The organism is Pedobacter sp. (genome assembly GCF_965279535.1).
GTDB lineage: Bacteria > Bacteroidota > Bacteroidia > Sphingobacteriales > Sphingobacteriaceae > Pedobacter.
Map to the genome: position 1 here is coordinate 870,819 of NZ_OZ257244.1, position 15,854 is coordinate 886,672.

Sequence of the window (15,854 nt, forward strand, 5' to 3'; positions counted from 1 at the left end):
TGAAGTTTCCAAAACTAACAATTAATTTATCGCCGGTGTTTCCATCCATGTTATTAACTTAATTTTTACTTTCAATACTATTGTTATGGTAATGTGCCAATCCTGCCGTGGAGGAATCTGTTATCAGGCATTCCCGTAACAGATCCTTCATGTCATTCAGGTTGTAGCGCCCGCTTAATAACCTGGATTTTGCCCTAATGCCGGTGCCCTGTTCAATTCATTTTGAGATATTGGAAATAAATAATTTTTGCTGCTGAACACCCTGTTTTCAACTGTAAATGGGGTATACGAAAAAGTAGTGGCTGTTAGTCGCTCTATTCTCATCCCGGTTACCGGTTTATTGAATGTAACCTCCCCTTCTTTCCACCTGCGAACATCGTAGAAACGTTGTTCTTCAAAACATAGCTCTACCCTACGCTCATTGCGGATACGTTTGCGCAATTCGGCCTGGTTAGGTGCCACATAACCATTTCCTGCCGGGTTACTTGTTTGCAATGCTGGCATTGCTACACCACTTCTTGCCCTGATTAAGTTAAGCGCGGCAATTACCTGTGGCATTGCTGCTGTACCCTGAGCTTCATTTAATGCTTCAGCGTAGTTCAATAATACTTCAGCATATCTGAAAAATATCCATGGCCTCCTTACGGTGGTGGTAGTACCTGCCCAGGATGCGCTTTCACTCAAATACTTACGAAGATAATACCCCGTTTTAGTGGCATTTACATTCAAACCTAAACCGTCTTTCCCTCCAACAAATGTTTCTACAGGCTTACTTTTAAAGTTATATGCTGCAACAATAGGCTGCACTGATGCCGTATTAAACATTACTGTAAAAGCTAATCTGGGATCACGGTTTAGATAAGGATTATTGGCATTGTAACCAGATGCATTATCTGTAATCAACCTACCCGTGGTTTTCATTTCAAAGGCATCTACCTGCTCCTGAGTTGGGTTTGTACGACCATTTGCTGCATCATAACTAACAGGCGCATTGTTTACTTCAATGGTATTAACGTTTTGTGTTTGTGAAGCGAAAATAGTTTCTATGTTATATGCACCACTGTTCCAAAGCCAAATGTTTGGGTAAGAACTGTAAATGCTGTGCTTACCGGTATCCATAATTCTTTTGGCCGCATCTGCAGCAGCCTGCCACTTCGTTAAATCATTGGTTGGATTATATTGCGGACTTGCAGCATATAACAGTAAGCGGGCCTTAAGTGCCATTGCTGCAGTTTGAGTAGCCCTGCCGCGGTCAGTAGTTCTCCATTCGGTTGGCGACAAAGGCAACCTGGTAATTGCAGCTTCACAATCGTCTGAAATTTGTTTTACGCATTCGGTAAATGTATTCCTTGGCAAATCTAAATTATCATTAACCGTTAAGGTTTTGGTTACGATGACGAATGAACCATACCTTTTTAATAATTCAAACTGAAAGAAAGCCCTTAAGAAATATGCCTGTCCTTTTAAACGATCTACCTGAGCCTCATACGTTTGGTTTGCTGGTACGTTTGCAGGCAAAGTTTCATCCAATGGGATAACAGCACTGCCATCTACCTTTTCCAAAAACATATTGGCTTTACGGATACCTACATACATATCGGTATAAACATCATCAAATGTTCTTCCCGCACTCCAGGTACCATTGTTAAGCGTATTAACGGATGAGTTTAAATTAGAGTTTACAGCCTCATCACTTCCAGATGCAAATAAAGCACCTCCATCATCCACATTGTAACGATTAGCTGGTAATGCGGCATAAACATTGTTTAAAAAATTTCTTGCATAATCAGGATTGGCCCAGAGCTGAGCTTCTGTAATATCATTTGTTCCACTAAAAGAACCATCTTGTAAAAAACCATCTTTTTTGCAACCTACAACATAAATTGATGTAGCGATAAGAACCGAATAGAATATATTTTTTTTCATTGTCTTCTTATTAAAATTTCAAGTTCACACCAAAAGAATATATTTTCATATAAGGGTAAGATGCACTCGATATGCCATTAATGTTTGAGTTGTAGCCCGATTCTGGCAATTCCGGATCAACCGGAAGGCCTTCAAGCTGATCGAAGGTTAAAAGATTTAAACCGCTCAGGAAAAACCTTACCTGGCTTAATTTTAAGCGTTTAATCAAAGACGCTGGCAAGGAATAACCCAACTCAACATTTTTCAATCTGATGTAATCTCCAGAACGAATCCAAAAATCTGATGGGGTATTATTGTTTCCTCTATCCGCCAATAACAACCTTGGGAATTGTGCATCAGGAGTACCTGGTGTCCATCTATCGGCGCTAAATTGATTTAAAAAACCATTATTTGTAGTTCCTGCATTAACCAGTTGCTGAATATAAATGGAACGTCCGCTTGTACCCTGAAATAAGAAATTCATGTCGAAACCTTTGTAAGCTATAGAAGATCCAAAGCCGAAATAGGCTTTTGGCACAAAGTTGAAATCTGTTCTTACACGATCTAAATCATTAATAATCCCATCACCGTTTTGATCTACATATCGAATATCTCCAGGTTTTACATCCCTTGAGAAAAGCTGTTTCGGGGCAGCATCAATTTCAGCCTGATTCTGAAACAAACCATTCGAAATTAACATATTACTGATGTAACCTGCATTGGTTGATGCTGTAGCAGAAGGTGCAATAACACTCGAAATCGGATGCCCCAATGCTTTTTGATAAGCAGGCAAATTTGCAGCTTCGTTAATCGCTAAAATTTTGCTGGTGTTATAGGTGAAGTTTCCAAACAGGTTAAAGTCTACAGCACCAAGCTTTTTATTGAAGTTAATCCCGGTTTCAAAGCCTTTATATTCAGCCTCTCCTTCATTCACATAAATTAAAGTTTGCCCGAGTAAATTAGGTAGTTGAGAGGCAGTTGCCAGGTTTTTTCTATCCTCATAAAAATAATCGGCACTAATAGAAAGCGATTGCTTAAATAATTTTGCATCAAAACCAACACTTGTTTTATAGGCTTTTTCCCAGGTTAAATAAGGATTGGCAGCAGCCAGCTGACCTGTACCGCCTACACCAGTAAAACCTGTACCGAAGTTATAACCTGTAGTGCTCCTGCTAAAGAAATCATTAAATGCAAATCTTCTGGCCGAACCCAAGGCATCATTACCGACAATACCATAGGATGCGCGGAGCTTCAAGAAATCCAGAAAGCCAGTTGAGCCTTTTAAGAAATCCTCATCCGAAATGATCCAACCTGCTGATGCTGCCGGAAAGAAGCCATATCTTCTACCGGGAGCGAAATTTTCTGAACCTGAAAAGGCTCCAATAAGATCAACATAATAACGTGCATTGTAGTTATAAGATAATCGGTTAGACCAGCCTTCTCTTCGTACATCTAATTGTCCGAAGGTAGAATAATTTTGTCTGGAAACACGTGTAGAGAATTTAAGGCCATGTTTACCAAATAACCGGTCGTAATCTAAGCCTGCCCAAAATTCACTTTTTCTAATGTTGCCAGAAAAAGCATTCGGCAAATAATCTACTTTTACAGGCGTACCATACAGCGGGCTGTATTCTCCTGAAGGTAAAAGTTCTTGCGTTGCATAAGTTTGTGTAAAACCCGAGCGGTATAAACCAAATATATCATAGGCATAGAATACTTCTGCAGATAAACCTTTTAATATACCGTCCATTTTTTGCCTTGCACTGATGGTAGCCATCATATTCCGCATTAAATCGGTACTGGCACCATCTGCTTCCATCATCGCTTTCGGATTGCTTGCAGGGAAAATAGAAGTACCTCCATACGATCCATTTGGATTCATAATCGGGAAAGCATTTGCAGGGGTGCTGTAAACTGCGCTCAAGAAGCCACCTGTTCCGGCTCCCGGGAAGTTCAGGTTACTAATCCTCCCACCAATATCTAAGGCTACATCGAGATTTTTATTAATGTGTAAATCAATATTTGACCTTAAATTGTAACGGCTAAAATCGGTATTCGCGTCATAAGAATCGTTATGACCACCTTTATAAAAGCCGCCCTGCTTAAATGCACTTAACAAGGTATAATATTTGATAAAAGCATTACCACCTGCTACCGAAGCCACATAACGTTGCGTAGGTGCCGCAGTTTTAGTAAAATCTCTTACAAAATTATTGTTAGGATATTTAATTGGATCTGATCCGGTTTGGTAAGCCTGTAATGCTGTGGCATCATAAACTGCTGTACCACCACTATTAATTGAGGCTTCGTTATACAGGCTGGCATAACTATACGAATCTAAAGGCCTTGCCACTTGTAACGGAGCCTGCACTCCTGCCTGCGCATCAAAACTTACTTTAGTACTTGTTGCCGTTCCGCGTTTGGTTTTAACATAAATAACACCATTGGCAGCATACATGCCATACCAGGCCAGGGTTGCTGCATCTTTTAAAATGCTTATACTTTCAATTTCGCCTACATCCATCGATCTGAAATCCCGCTCAATACCATCAACTAAAATCAAGGGATCCTGGTTACTGTTATAAGATGATCTTCCGCGGATTAAAAAACTGGCAACATCATATCCAGGTTGCTGAGAACCACTTGGATAAATGGCCAAACCTGGCAAGCGACCTGCAAATACATTCGTTAGCGATGAAGTTGGTAATTGGGGCAAATCTGCTGCAGAAACCGTACTAATGGAGGCGGTTAATTCTCTTCTTTTTCTTACTCCAAAAGGAATATACACATTATCATCATCTCCCGCATCAATGAGTGATTTGGCAAGTACTACAGCGCCTTTACTAATTTCGGTAGCTGGCTTTAATACCATCCCATAGCCAACAAACTTAAATACCAATACATCGCTCGTAGTCGTTTCAATGCTGAAAACCCCTTCGGCGTCCGTAGTCACTGATCTGTGCTTTTTATCTTCCTGTATGGTCACTACCACACCAGGCAGGGGCTTTTTCTCCTGATCTACAACTGTCCCTTTTACAATAAGCTGTTCATCAGGTGTTTGCCCGTAAACCTTAAGCATGCCAGCTAAAAACAGCATCAGGCATACCATATATTTTGATTTGAAAAATTTCATTTTGAATAATCTTTTTTAGCGTATACTGATCAACTAACTATTCCCAACCTGGATTTTGCATCAACACCCCTTTACTTTTGTAAACCTCTTGTCTCGGGATAGGGTATACATTCTGTTTCTCTGTCCAGGTTTTTTGAAAAGTTTGGCTCAATACGATTGGCGTATAGGTAAATGAACCATTGGCATTTTTAAATACATCCATTCCCTTCATGGGAACAGCAATGGTTTGAGCACCAATCTTCCAGCGCATAATATCGTACCAGCGATGATCTTCGAATGCCAGCTCTATTGCTCTTTCATGCCTGATGGCAGCACGCATTTCATCCTGCGTCATACCTGCTTTTAACCCGTACAAATTATTCGCACCGGCCTGAATTCCTGCTCTTTTTCGGATCGCAATCAGTTGATCGTAAACTGATGCATCTGGACCAACAGCTTCATTTTGTGCTTCAGCGTAGTTTAACAATACCTCGGCATAACGGAAATAGATATAATTAAGCAAAGTGGTGCTACCACCTACCGTCCGGTATACCTCAGGCCAGTATTTTTTACAGTAATAACGGGTTGCCGTAAAAGTAATGGTGGGGTTGTAATCTTTTCCGTAAAGCGTATTTCCACCAGCATCTTTAGTACTCCACATTTCGATTCTTCTTCCCTGCCAAGGCAGATCATTGTAAATAATATTATCGTAAAAACGCGGTTCTCTGTTTAAATATGGCTTAGTTGCGTCATATCCTGAAGTTGGATCCGTAATATCTTTACCATTAGCCATTTGATACATATCTACGTGGTTTTGGGTTGGATTCATTTGTCCCTGTGCACCACCAGAACCCGGCGACATCGAAAAATCCTGCATCATCTCTCCTGCTAAAGGCGTGTTTCCTTTAATTCGGATCATGATGTATTCTGGAGAGGACGGTACATTTAAGATATCTCCATAGGTTGTTTGGAGTGAATACCTGTTATCCATTAAAACGGTGGCGGCATCTGCTGCTGCTTTCCATTTCGCTTTATCACCCGTAGGATTATTTAAAGGACTGGCAGCATAAAGCAACACACGTGCCCTAAGTGCCTGTGCAGCACCTTTGGTTGGTCTGCCATACATGGAAGCGGTATAATCTGCGTCATTTCCCAACCTGGTTATAGCCACATCAATATCTGCAAGAATAAATTTTGTTACCTCATCAAAGGAAGCACGTGGAAGATTGATATCTTCATTCACATCGTATACCCTGGTTACCAGTGGAACACCTCCAAATCTTTTGGTCAGTTCGAAATACGAAAGCGCACGCAAAAAACGCATCTCACCTTCTACCCTAACCGGATCAAAAATCGGAACTGTTGCAGGGGGTGCAGGTGGAACATCTTTCAAGCGGGCTAACATTTTGTTTTCTACTGCAATACCCGCATACATTAAGTTCCAAACACTGTAAATATCGTTCATGCTTGGCCCTGTTGCATGATCGTGATACAAGCCACGGTTTAATGAAGTAACCGATCCTTCAGCATTTCCGGATACGGCCTCATCAGACGCCTGTGCGGTACATCCACGATGGTCATTAAAACGAACATACTTGGTAATCACAAAGTTGTATGCATTATCTGCAAATCGGGCTGCTTGGGCCGGATCTGCAAAAATTTCTTCCTCTGTTAAAGCTACCCCTGGTGTCCTTTCTAAAAAGTCTTTCTTACAAGAAAAGGTAGAAAGCATTAAAGTAAGAATCGCTATATATTTTGAATATTTTTTCATGTTCTTAAAAAGTGACGTTTAAACCTAAATTGTAAACCTTTGATGTTGGATAAAGTGCCTGCAAAGGAAATGCAGTATTGATTGTATTTACATTCTCCGGATCAACATACATGCGATACTTGGTCCAGGTATACAAGTTTTGCCCTTGTAAATAAATCCGCACATTAGCCAGCTTTATTGTTTCCATCCAACGTTTTGGAAGTGTCCAGGCCAATTCAACATTTCTGATCTTTAAGTAAGCTGAATTTTGAAGGGTAAAATCGTTTAAAGCATAATTGAGGGAGGCAGTACCCCGGGCATGTAGTGCTGGCCATGTGGCTGTAGCTGCGTTAGCAGGTGTCCATGAATCAAGCATGAAGGGATACATCTGCTGACCATTGTTTTGCTCTGTTAAAATCACATTTGAACTCACATTGGCAACGCCTTGAAACAACACAGAGAAAGAAAAACCTTTGTAGCTTAGCCTCGGGCTAAAACTGTATACATATTCGGGATTGTTGCTATAACCAATGGCTTGCTGATCTAATGTGGTAATCTGACCATCTCCATCTAAATCTTTCATTTTCAAATCGCCAGGAATCGGAGTATAACCTTGCTGTTTTGGCGATGCTGCAATATCTGCTGCCGATTGATAAAAACCATCTGTTACATAACCAAAAAACTGCCCTACTCTCAAACCTTTTCTGATTGAAGCTACAGGCATTCCATCTGGTTCATCATTTTCAATAATTTTATTGCGTGCAAAGCTCAGCTGTGCATTTAAACCCAATGTTACATTTCCCAGCTGATGTTGGTAATCCACCTCAACCTCGTAACCTTTATTGTACACAATACCTTTGTTAAAATTTGGATAAGTATGTCCGAAAAGGTTTGAAGAACTCAGCGGTGCCGTTAAAATGTCACGTCTGGTTTCATCAAAAACATCAACATTCAGTTTCAAAGCATCTTTGAATAAACGCGTTTCCAAACCAATATTTCGCTTAGTACCGGTTTCCCATGTAATTTGGTCCTGGCCCAGGCCGTTATTTCCGGCTCCAAAACGTGTGTCCGGAATCCAAAGGGTTGGATAGTTGGTGATGGATAAAGGATTTCCAAAAGGTGCAGAAGTATTGGCAGCATAACTGGTTAGATACAAGAAACGAGCATCTGAAATCCTGTCGTTACCCACCAAACCATAACTTCCTTTTAACTTCAGGTAAGTAATTACATTATTCTTTTTCCAGTAAGGCTCATTACTGATTGTCCAGGCTGCAGATCCGGCAGGAAAAAAACCATAACGCAATCCTGAAGGGAAGTTTTCAGAACCATTGTAAGCCGCATCAAATTCAGCAAAATAACGCTCATTATAATTATACGTTACACGACCTGCCAAACCTTGTGTTGCCCTTGGCGGAGCGGTGAAAGCAGTTGCACCTGTTGTACGAATCAACTGACGCGTGCCTAAAATCAAACCGGATACATTATGCACGCCAAAGCTGCGATTATAATCAAATCCTGTTTGTAAGTTCATATTGGTACTTCCGCTGGTTACACCGCCATCCTGTACTCCTCCTAAAGGCTCATCACGGTTACGTGTATCAGTAGATAAAGTTGCAGTACCCGTTGCAGCATTATACACGTAAGCTGCCCAGTTAGCATTTCTTCTTTCTACGTTGTTGTAATAAGAATCGTAACCAAAGTTGGTTTTAAATGCTAAGCCTTTTGTTATAAAATCTAGCTTGTAATTTAAGTTAAAAGTACTTTCTATGGTATTTACATTATCATTTCGTGTTCCAAAACGGGTTAATACAGCGTACGGATTCCAGATGTTTGTACCGATGTTGGGGTTAGCCGTAATCCTTCCATCAGGTAAGGTTACCGGATAAGCGTATGCCGGCACTTGCAAAATACGGGAAATCATACCCTCAATGGTATCATAAGAAAAGGCCGAAGAAGATAATAATCCTGCCGGTTGATAACGGTCAGCAAAACGGCCACCCAGTTTTACCCCTACAGTAAAGTCTTTACTTAGCGTAAAATCTACGTTCGATCTAAAATTATAACGATTGTAATTGGGTACAGTATTAATGCCATAAGGCGATTCGAATTTCTTGAAAATACCATCCTGAAAGGCGTAGCCGGCAGAAACAAAGTATTTTGCAATTTTTGTTCCACCATTAATATTGATATTATGTTGTGTTTGCGAATAGAATTTTCTGGTTAAATAATCAAACCAGCGTACATCCGGATGCCCCAAAGGGTCTGAACCATCCGCAAATTTCTGAATATCAGCATCAGTGAAAAATGGGGCTTTTCCATCATTTCTGTACGATTGATTTAATAAAACAGCACTATCGTAAGCACCCAGGCCTACCGCCAAACCTGTATATGTTTGCTGGGCAATATTACCTGTATAAGTTACTTTTGGTTTTCCGATTTTACCAGCTTTAGTAGTTACCACTATAATACCATTTGCCCCCCTTATACCGTATATGGCTGTAGATGCTGCATCTTTTAGCACGTTAATAGATTCGATCTCACTTTGATCAATATCCCCAAAACCAGGTCTTTCGATTCCATCAACAACAACAATTGCCGAATTATTAGAGCCATAGGTAGCTACACCACGTACCTTAAGCGAAGCAGCATCAGCCCCTGGCTGTCCACTGGTTTGAACTGCAATTAACCCAGGAAGGCGGCCAATTAAACTGTTGGTTGGGTTGGGTGTTGGCGACTTCATTATTTCTTCTGCACTGATTTGGGATACAGCACCAGTTAAAGTGGATTTCTTCTGCTGCCCATATCCGATAACCACCACTTCATCAAGCCCTTGTGTATCATCATCTAAGCTCACGTTTATTGAAGTTTTGTTGTTGACCTGAACCTCTTTAGTAATGGCTCCGACGTACGTAAAGACCAAAACTGCGTTTCCGGTAGCTTTGATGGTAAATTTTCCGTTATCATCAGTGAGTGTTCCTGTTGGTGTACCTTTAACTTTTACACTCACGCCAGGAATAGTGATGCCTTTGCTGTCTTTTACCGTTCCTGTAATGGCTGTTTGGGCAAAAGCACTCGAAGAGCAGAAAAAAAGACAACAAAAACAGAGCAAGTAAAGCATGCTTGCTATTCGAATTTTAGGAAATTCTTGCTGTTGAATAATGCTTTTTAGGATGTAGCGTATATCCATATGGTTTAATCAATAAAATATTTAGGATGAAAATTGAATAAATAGCCAATACAGTTTCTTAATCAAAGAGAATATTCTCCCGAAGTCAGGCTGCATGTCTATAGTAAAATTTGGCGCTAAAAGGGCGCTTTCTAAAAATTACTAAATAAAATACGTGGTATTATGAATCGATAAAATGGTAAGATTTTACCTCAGGGGAATAATTTCCCTGCTCTAATTCGAAAACCCGATTGGATTGATTCGAAGTTAATGATCTTCGCCTGATGGCTGTTCTTCGGTAGTTAAGTAATGATTTCTTCATTGTGATTTGGTTAGTTAGTGTTAGCGAAGCGAATGTAGAAAAGGAAATGCTATAAAAACCACACTAAAACGTATAAAGCACCTTAAATTCATTTCTGATGGCATTTCAAACGTTTGAAATAATTTGATTTTTTTTTCTTAACTATGCATAGAGATTGGAAAAGATGATGAACAATACCCCTGTTACGCTTAAGTTCCTGGCTGAAAAGCTAAAGATGTCAGTATCAACCGTATCAAAAGCACTTAATAATTACCCCACCATAAATGAATACACTAAAAAGCGTGTTCAGGAAATGGCCAGGGATTTGCATTTTACTCCGAATAAATCTGCTATTAATTTAAAGGAAAGAAAATCCAGGATAATAGGTATCATATTACCCAATCTATTGGATCACTTTTTTACCCGAAGCATTTATGGTGTAGAGCAGTTTGCGATGAAAAATGGTTATAACGTAATCATCAGTCAATCTCACGATGAGTTGGAAAAAGAAATTCATTTGGCAGATATGCTCTTAAAAAGCCGCGTTGATGGATTGATCGTAGCCATTTCAAAACAAACTCAAGATTTTAAACACCTCGATCAGTTTGAACAGATGGGAATTCCAGTGGTATATTATACCCGAAACCCAAGTTTTAATTTAAACTGCCACAAAGTATTGGGTAACACTTTTCAAGGCTGTTATCAGGCCACAAAATTTTTGATTGACCGGGGACATAAAAAAATAGCTTATCTGGGAGGTCCTAAAATGATCAATTTCACTCATGATCGTTTCAACGGATACATTAATGCACTGAAAGACAATGAAGTGCCCTTCTCTGCTGAATTAGTGGCTTATACTGATTTTGATCAGGAAAATACCATTAAAGCCATTCAGAATTTATTTACCAACCCTGAGAATACCCCAACCGCATTAGTTGCTTTTAAAGAACCTATTCTTTTTGATGCAATAAAGTACCTGAGATCTATTAATTACCCCAACTTCAGTCAGATTGAATGTATTGGTTTTGGTAATAACTCCTTCATTACCTATCTGGATGCCCCCCCTATCGCTTCGGTAGAAGAGAATCCTGAGTCAGTTGGAGAAAATGCCATTAAGCTTCTTTTACAGCTGATTAACCGGGAGATCGATATTGACAACTACCAAAAGGTAATGGTAGATTGTAAACTGGTTGTTCATTAGTTAAAAGACACAGCACTACGTCCCAATTCCTGGCGGTGTTTTTCATTCAAAATAAAAGCTACAATGATGAGTAAGCCAGCTACTCCCTCAAAAGCAACCACTACCTGCGTACCAAAAGCATGAGCAAGATAACCCATCAACAGGCTCCCTAGTGGCAATACACCTTGATAAGCCATGATGTAATAACTCAAAGTCCGCCCCCTCATTGCATCAGCAGCATGTGTTTGAAGATAGGTATTAATTGATGACGTTTGCGCCATAAGTCCTAAAGAAGCCAGGCCCGTACAAACCAAAGCCAGTATTAAAGAAGGTGCAATGGCTAATGCAACTACTGAAACAGCCAGTAAAATACCTGAAAACATCACGATTTTCTGCAGGTTCCGACCAGCCTTCAATGTTGCCATGTAAATTGCACCGAAGAATGCCCCAAAGCCCGCTGCGCTCTCAAACCAGCTGAAAGTAGTAGCTGTTCCGTTAAAAATGTCCTTAGCAAAAACAGGCAACAAGGTGGTAAAAGGAATAACCAGTAAACTGGATGCTGCCATAAGCAAAACCATAGATGCCAAATCTGGCGAGGCCTTTAAATAATCATAACCTTTTCTAAGATCAATCCATATATTCTCTTTTGGTTTTTCTGTTTGTGTGATCTTAAGTTTCATCATCACCATACAGCCCAAAACCGCTATAAAACTTAAGAAATTAATCAAGAAACACACATCCTCTCCCAGCGTACTTAAAATTACACCAGCTACAGCTGGCCCAATCAGCCTTGCTGCATTAAACACCGATGAATTTAGCGCAATCGCATTCGGTAAATCTTCTTTATCCTCTACCAGATTTACCATTAACGATTGCCTTGCCGTTACGTCAAAAGCATTAACGAGCCCCTGTACAAGCGACAAAGCTGCAATCCAGAACATATCGTAGACTTTGAACCAGATCATCACGGCCAGTGCCCCTGCCTGCAACATCAGCACAACCTGGGTAATGATTAAAATCTTATACTTGTTATGCCTGTCAACGTAACTGCCTGCATACGGCGCTAATACCAGCGATGGAATTAAACTTAAAAAAGTAATCAGGCCAAGTAAAAATGCCGAACCGGTTAACCGGTAAACCAGCCAGCTCACGGCTACACGCTGCATCCAGGTTCCCACAAGTGATATGGCCTGGCCGGTAAAAAACAACCTGTAATTATAATGTCTTAATGATCGAAATATACTCATGAATAAAATAGTAAAGTAACTTTACAAAATTACTATTATCAAATAAATAAATAAAATGGAAACACGCTATTTTTATCATTAAAAAATCACAAAAATACACTTATTAGAAAAATATTATCAAAAACTCAAATAAATAACCATTATATTTGTAAAGTTTATTTACTAACATAATGCCCACGCAAACGCAAAAGATCGCAGCACAATTAAGAAGCACAGTAACCCGGCTTACCCGGCAATTGCGCAAACAGAACGTGAGTTCTGAATTTAGCAATGCCGAATTGCTTACCATGTCATTACTCGAGCAACATGGCCAGTTGCTTTCTACAGAACTGGCAGATATGGAAAGGGTTTCTAAACAAGCCATTTCCCAAATTATTAACCGTCTTTTTGAGGCCAAATGCGTGGAGCGCTTCCCGAGTGAGGAAGATAAACGAAAAGTATTTATAGGCTTAACCCAACTGGGTGAAAAACACATTGTAGCTACCCGTAAAATCAAAGAAGAATGGCTTAGCCAAACCATGGAAAAGATTTTCACACCAGAAGAGATTAATCTGATTCAGGCCTTCTTACCACTCCTCTCCCGCCTGGTGGAGCACAATGGATTAAGGGTATAATTTTTTCTATCTTTCCAGATTTAGCAGTATCTTGCAAGTGCAATGGGACTTTATTTTACTTCAATTAATTCGGGCAGCAACGGCAATTGTTATTATGTAGGGAACGATCAGGAAGCCATATTGGTTGATGTAGGCCTGACCTGCAAAGAAGTGGAGCGCAGAATGGCCAGACTTAACCTGCCCATACATAAAATTAAGGCCATTTTCATCTCTCACGAGCATTCCGATCACATTAAAGGCCTCTCAGTATTTGCAAGAAAATATAAATTACCCGTTTACATTAGCTCAGCTACCTTAAAAAGCAGTAGCCTGCTACTTGATGAAACATGTATTCGCCCCATTCAACACCTCCAACCGGTAATGATCGGAAATTTAAAAGTGGCCCCCTTTTCAAAATTACATGATGCTGCAGACCCATACAGCTTTACCATAGAATATAATGATGTGCGTGTAGGTGTATTTACCGATATCGGAGCAGTATGCAATAGACTAATCGAACAGTTTAAAACTTGTCACGCTGCCTTTTTAGAAGCCAATTACGATACAGAAATGCTCGAAAAAGGTAATTATCCTTATTTCTTAAAAAAAAGGATAATGGGCGGACATGGACACTTAAGCAATAAACAGGCTTTAGATTTATTTATGAGCCATAAATCACCCCAGCTCAGCCATCTTTTATTAAGCCACTTATCAAAAGATAATAACAATCCTGATTTAGTAGAACAGCTCTTTAAAACAGCCTGCGGCAACACCTATGTAAAAGTTGCATCACGGTACGAAGAAAGTGAAGTTTACTTTGTTGGCCAGGAGGCAAACAAAACCTATCATTTTAACCCTGAAGACTATCAACCTGAGCAGCTTAACCTGTTTTAATGATTGTTTCTATCAGTTAAAAGCCGAAAAACAGACGTTCAACACCTTTCCAGATAAAAAATCTAACTTTTTTCAAACATTTTCAATCCAACGGCGTTTTATATTAACTTCATAAATAGTTTGTTTGGTTTATTAGGGGGCTTAATTAATTTAAGCCCCCTTTCTTATTGCCAATCCTACATCAAAACCCTGATTAAGAACACCATAAACATATTTCATCAAGCATACTTGATATTCCAATAATTAATTTAAATTTGATATTAATCTCCCCCTATATTTTTCCTGAAACCTTAAATTAATATAATATGGAGACAAGTAAATTTTCAAAATTCAGTGCCGAACTTCTGGGCACAATGGTGTTGGTTTTAATGGGTTGCGGTAGCGCAGTTATTGCCGGCGCAAACGGAACTACAGGCGTTGGTTTATTAGGGATATCTTTCGCTTTTGGATTATCAGTAGTAGCAATGGCATATGCAATCGGACACATTTCCGGCTGTCACATCAACCCGGCCATTTCAATTGCCATGGTTATCGCCGGACGTATGAAGGCAGGAGAAGCAGCCTACTATATTGTAGCGCAAATCTTAGGTGGGATTTTGGGGGCCGGGGTTTTAATGATGATTGCATCAGGCAAACCGGAGTACAATCTGGCTGTAAACGGTTTAGGACAGAATGGTTTTGATGCCTTATCGCCCCAGCACTACAGCTTGCATGCTGGTCTGATTGCGGAAATTATTTTCACCTTCATATTCTTATTGGTTATTTTCGGAGCAACTTCTACCAAAAATATTAATGGTGGATTTGCAGGATTAGCCATCGGATTGAGCCTGGTTCTCATTCACATTGTTGGAATTCCTGTAACCGGTGTATCCGTTAACCCGGCAAGAAGCATTGGCCCTGCAATCTTAGTGGGCGGTGAAGCCTTAAGCCAGGTATGGGCCTTTATTGTTGCTCCATTAGTTGGTGCAGCATTAAGTGCAGTGGTTTGGAAATTTGTATTAGAAAGAAATTAATAAAAGTTATGTGTTATGGGTTGTGGCTTACAGGTCCGAACACCCAAACTACAACTCATAACACACAACTTACTTAAAGATTTTTAGTGATAGCCTCATCCATCGGTTTGGTTTTTGAACGATAGCGGTGAACAAGTTCTCCTTTTTCATTGATCAAAAACTTTTCGAAATTCCATTTAATATCGCCTTGCTCTTCGGTATTGGTTTGTGATATCAGATACTTAAAAAGCGGACTAATGTCATCTCCTTTAACACTGCTTTTCTCCGCTAACAAAAATGAAACATTGTACTTCCCTGTACAGAATTGCTTAATTTCGGCGTTTGAAGAAAATTCCTGACCTCCAAAGTTACCTGCAGGAAATCCAATCAAAACTACCTTTTTACCATACTGCTTGTGCAATTTCTCTAAATCTTCGTATTGAGGTGTATAACCACATTTAGACGCGGTGTTCACAATCAAAATTTTCTTGCCTTTAAATTTCGACAATTTAATCTCTTTACCATCGATAGTCTTGAAACTGAAATCGTAAACAGTTTTTGGTGGGCTCACCAATAAGTTTAATAGGATTAAAATAGTGCTTATCATTTTAGTTTAATTTTATCTACGAAGATAATTAGAAATAAGTTGCAGAGTTGCCACGTTCGTGTAATTTATGTAGGATAGATATTCCCAAAAAGATTGGAACGGGATTA

Annotated in this window: 11 protein-coding genes; 4 read left to right on the forward strand and 7 right to left on the reverse strand. The window is 39.7% G+C overall.

Annotated elements, in window-relative coordinates:
- Positions 1–174 precede the first annotated feature (174 nt).
- The 5 genes from ACQY77_RS03390 to ACQY77_RS03410 all read right to left on the reverse strand — a co-directional run bounded on the left by ACQY77_RS03390 (position 175) and on the right by ACQY77_RS03410 (position 10,255).
- Positions 175–1,926 carry a RagB/SusD family nutrient uptake outer membrane protein gene (locus tag ACQY77_RS03390; RefSeq protein WP_421939395.1) on the reverse strand — a complete coding sequence of 584 codons (1,752 nt, stop codon included), beginning with the start codon at positions 1,924–1,926 and terminating at the stop codon, positions 175–177.
- A gap of 10 nt (positions 1,927–1,936) precedes the next feature.
- Positions 1,937–5,038, reverse strand: a complete 3,102-nt coding sequence (locus tag ACQY77_RS03395) for a SusC/RagA family TonB-linked outer membrane protein (RefSeq protein ID WP_421939394.1) — start codon at positions 5,036–5,038, stop codon at positions 1,937–1,939.
- A gap of 37 nt (positions 5,039–5,075) precedes the next feature.
- Entirely contained in the window at positions 5,076–6,788 is a 1,713-nt protein-coding gene (locus tag ACQY77_RS03400) for a RagB/SusD family nutrient uptake outer membrane protein (RefSeq protein WP_421939393.1), read from the reverse strand.
- Positions 6,789–6,792: 4 nt separating this feature from the next.
- Entirely contained in the window at positions 6,793–9,954 is a 3,162-nt protein-coding gene (locus ACQY77_RS03405) for a SusC/RagA family TonB-linked outer membrane protein (protein WP_421939392.1), read from the reverse strand.
- 160 nt (positions 9,955–10,114) lie between these two features.
- A complete protein-coding gene (locus tag ACQY77_RS03410; protein ID WP_421939391.1) occupies positions 10,115–10,255 on the reverse strand; it encodes a hypothetical protein in 141 nt (46 codons plus the stop codon).
- A gap of 163 nt (positions 10,256–10,418) precedes the next feature.
- Here ACQY77_RS03410 and ACQY77_RS03415 point away from each other — a divergent pair, with 163 nt between their 5' ends.
- Positions 10,419–11,435, forward strand: coding sequence for a LacI family DNA-binding transcriptional regulator (locus tag ACQY77_RS03415; RefSeq protein WP_421939390.1), 1,017 nt, complete (start codon positions 10,419–10,421; stop codon positions 11,433–11,435).
- On the opposite strand, the gene ACQY77_RS03420 is transcribed toward ACQY77_RS03415, so the two are convergent.
- Positions 11,432–12,661, reverse strand: a complete 1,230-nt coding sequence (locus ACQY77_RS03420; RefSeq protein ID WP_421939389.1) for an MFS transporter — start codon at positions 12,659–12,661, stop codon at positions 11,432–11,434. The two genes, ACQY77_RS03415 and ACQY77_RS03420, sit on opposite strands and share 4 nt — an antisense overlap.
- A 170-nt stretch (positions 12,662–12,831) precedes the next feature.
- Here ACQY77_RS03420 and ACQY77_RS03425 point away from each other — a divergent pair, with 170 nt between their 5' ends.
- From ACQY77_RS03425 to aqpZ, 3 genes are all read left to right on the forward strand, one after another.
- Positions 12,832–13,275: a MarR family winged helix-turn-helix transcriptional regulator gene (locus ACQY77_RS03425; RefSeq protein ID WP_421939388.1), complete on the forward strand. Its 444-nt coding sequence runs from the start codon at positions 12,832–12,834 to the stop codon at positions 13,273–13,275.
- A 42-nt stretch (positions 13,276–13,317) separates the two neighbouring features.
- The gene (locus ACQY77_RS03430) at positions 13,318–14,148 is read left to right on the forward strand and encodes an MBL fold metallo-hydrolase (RefSeq protein ID WP_421939387.1); all 831 of its coding nucleotides are present in this window, start codon (positions 13,318–13,320) and stop codon (positions 14,146–14,148) included.
- A gap of 305 nt (positions 14,149–14,453) precedes the next feature.
- Positions 14,454–15,161, forward strand: coding sequence for an aquaporin Z (aqpZ, locus tag ACQY77_RS03435; protein ID WP_421939386.1), 708 nt, complete (start codon positions 14,454–14,456; stop codon positions 15,159–15,161).
- Positions 15,162–15,234: 73 nt separating this feature from the next.
- Here aqpZ and ACQY77_RS03440 read toward each other — a convergent pair whose 3' ends face one another.
- The gene (locus ACQY77_RS03440; RefSeq protein WP_421939385.1) at positions 15,235–15,747 is read right to left on the reverse strand and encodes a glutathione peroxidase; all 513 of its coding nucleotides are present in this window, start codon (positions 15,745–15,747) and stop codon (positions 15,235–15,237) included.
- Positions 15,748–15,854 lie beyond the last annotated feature (107 nt).

Excerpts from the sequence above, each read along its gene's own strand:
- ACQY77_RS03390 (WP_421939395.1), bottom strand. The coding sequence starts at position 1,926 with ATGAAAAAAAATATATTCTATTCGGTTCTTATCGCTACATCAATTTAT.
- ACQY77_RS03395 (WP_421939394.1), bottom strand. The coding sequence starts at position 5,038 with ATGAAATTTTTCAAATCAAAATATATGGTATGCCTGATGCTGTTTTTA.
- ACQY77_RS03400 (WP_421939393.1), bottom strand. The coding sequence starts at position 6,788 with ATGAAAAAATATTCAAAATATATAGCGATTCTTACTTTAATGCTTTCT.
- ACQY77_RS03405 (WP_421939392.1), bottom strand. The coding sequence starts at position 9,954 with ATGGATATACGCTACATCCTAAAAAGCATTATTCAACAGCAAGAATTT.
- ACQY77_RS03410 (WP_421939391.1), bottom strand. The coding sequence starts at position 10,255 with ATGAAGAAATCATTACTTAACTACCGAAGAACAGCCATCAGGCGAAGA.
- ACQY77_RS03415 (WP_421939390.1), top strand. The coding sequence starts at position 10,419 with ATGATGAACAATACCCCTGTTACGCTTAAGTTCCTGGCTGAAAAGCTA.
- ACQY77_RS03420 (WP_421939389.1), bottom strand. The coding sequence starts at position 12,661 with ATGAGTATATTTCGATCATTAAGACATTATAATTACAGGTTGTTTTTT.
- ACQY77_RS03425 (WP_421939388.1), top strand. The coding sequence starts at position 12,832 with ATGCCCACGCAAACGCAAAAGATCGCAGCACAATTAAGAAGCACAGTA.
- ACQY77_RS03430 (WP_421939387.1), top strand. The coding sequence starts at position 13,318 with ATGGGACTTTATTTTACTTCAATTAATTCGGGCAGCAACGGCAATTGT.
- aqpZ (WP_421939386.1), top strand. The coding sequence starts at position 14,454 with ATGGAGACAAGTAAATTTTCAAAATTCAGTGCCGAACTTCTGGGCACA.
- ACQY77_RS03440 (WP_421939385.1), bottom strand. The coding sequence starts at position 15,747 with ATGATAAGCACTATTTTAATCCTATTAAACTTATTGGTGAGCCCACCA.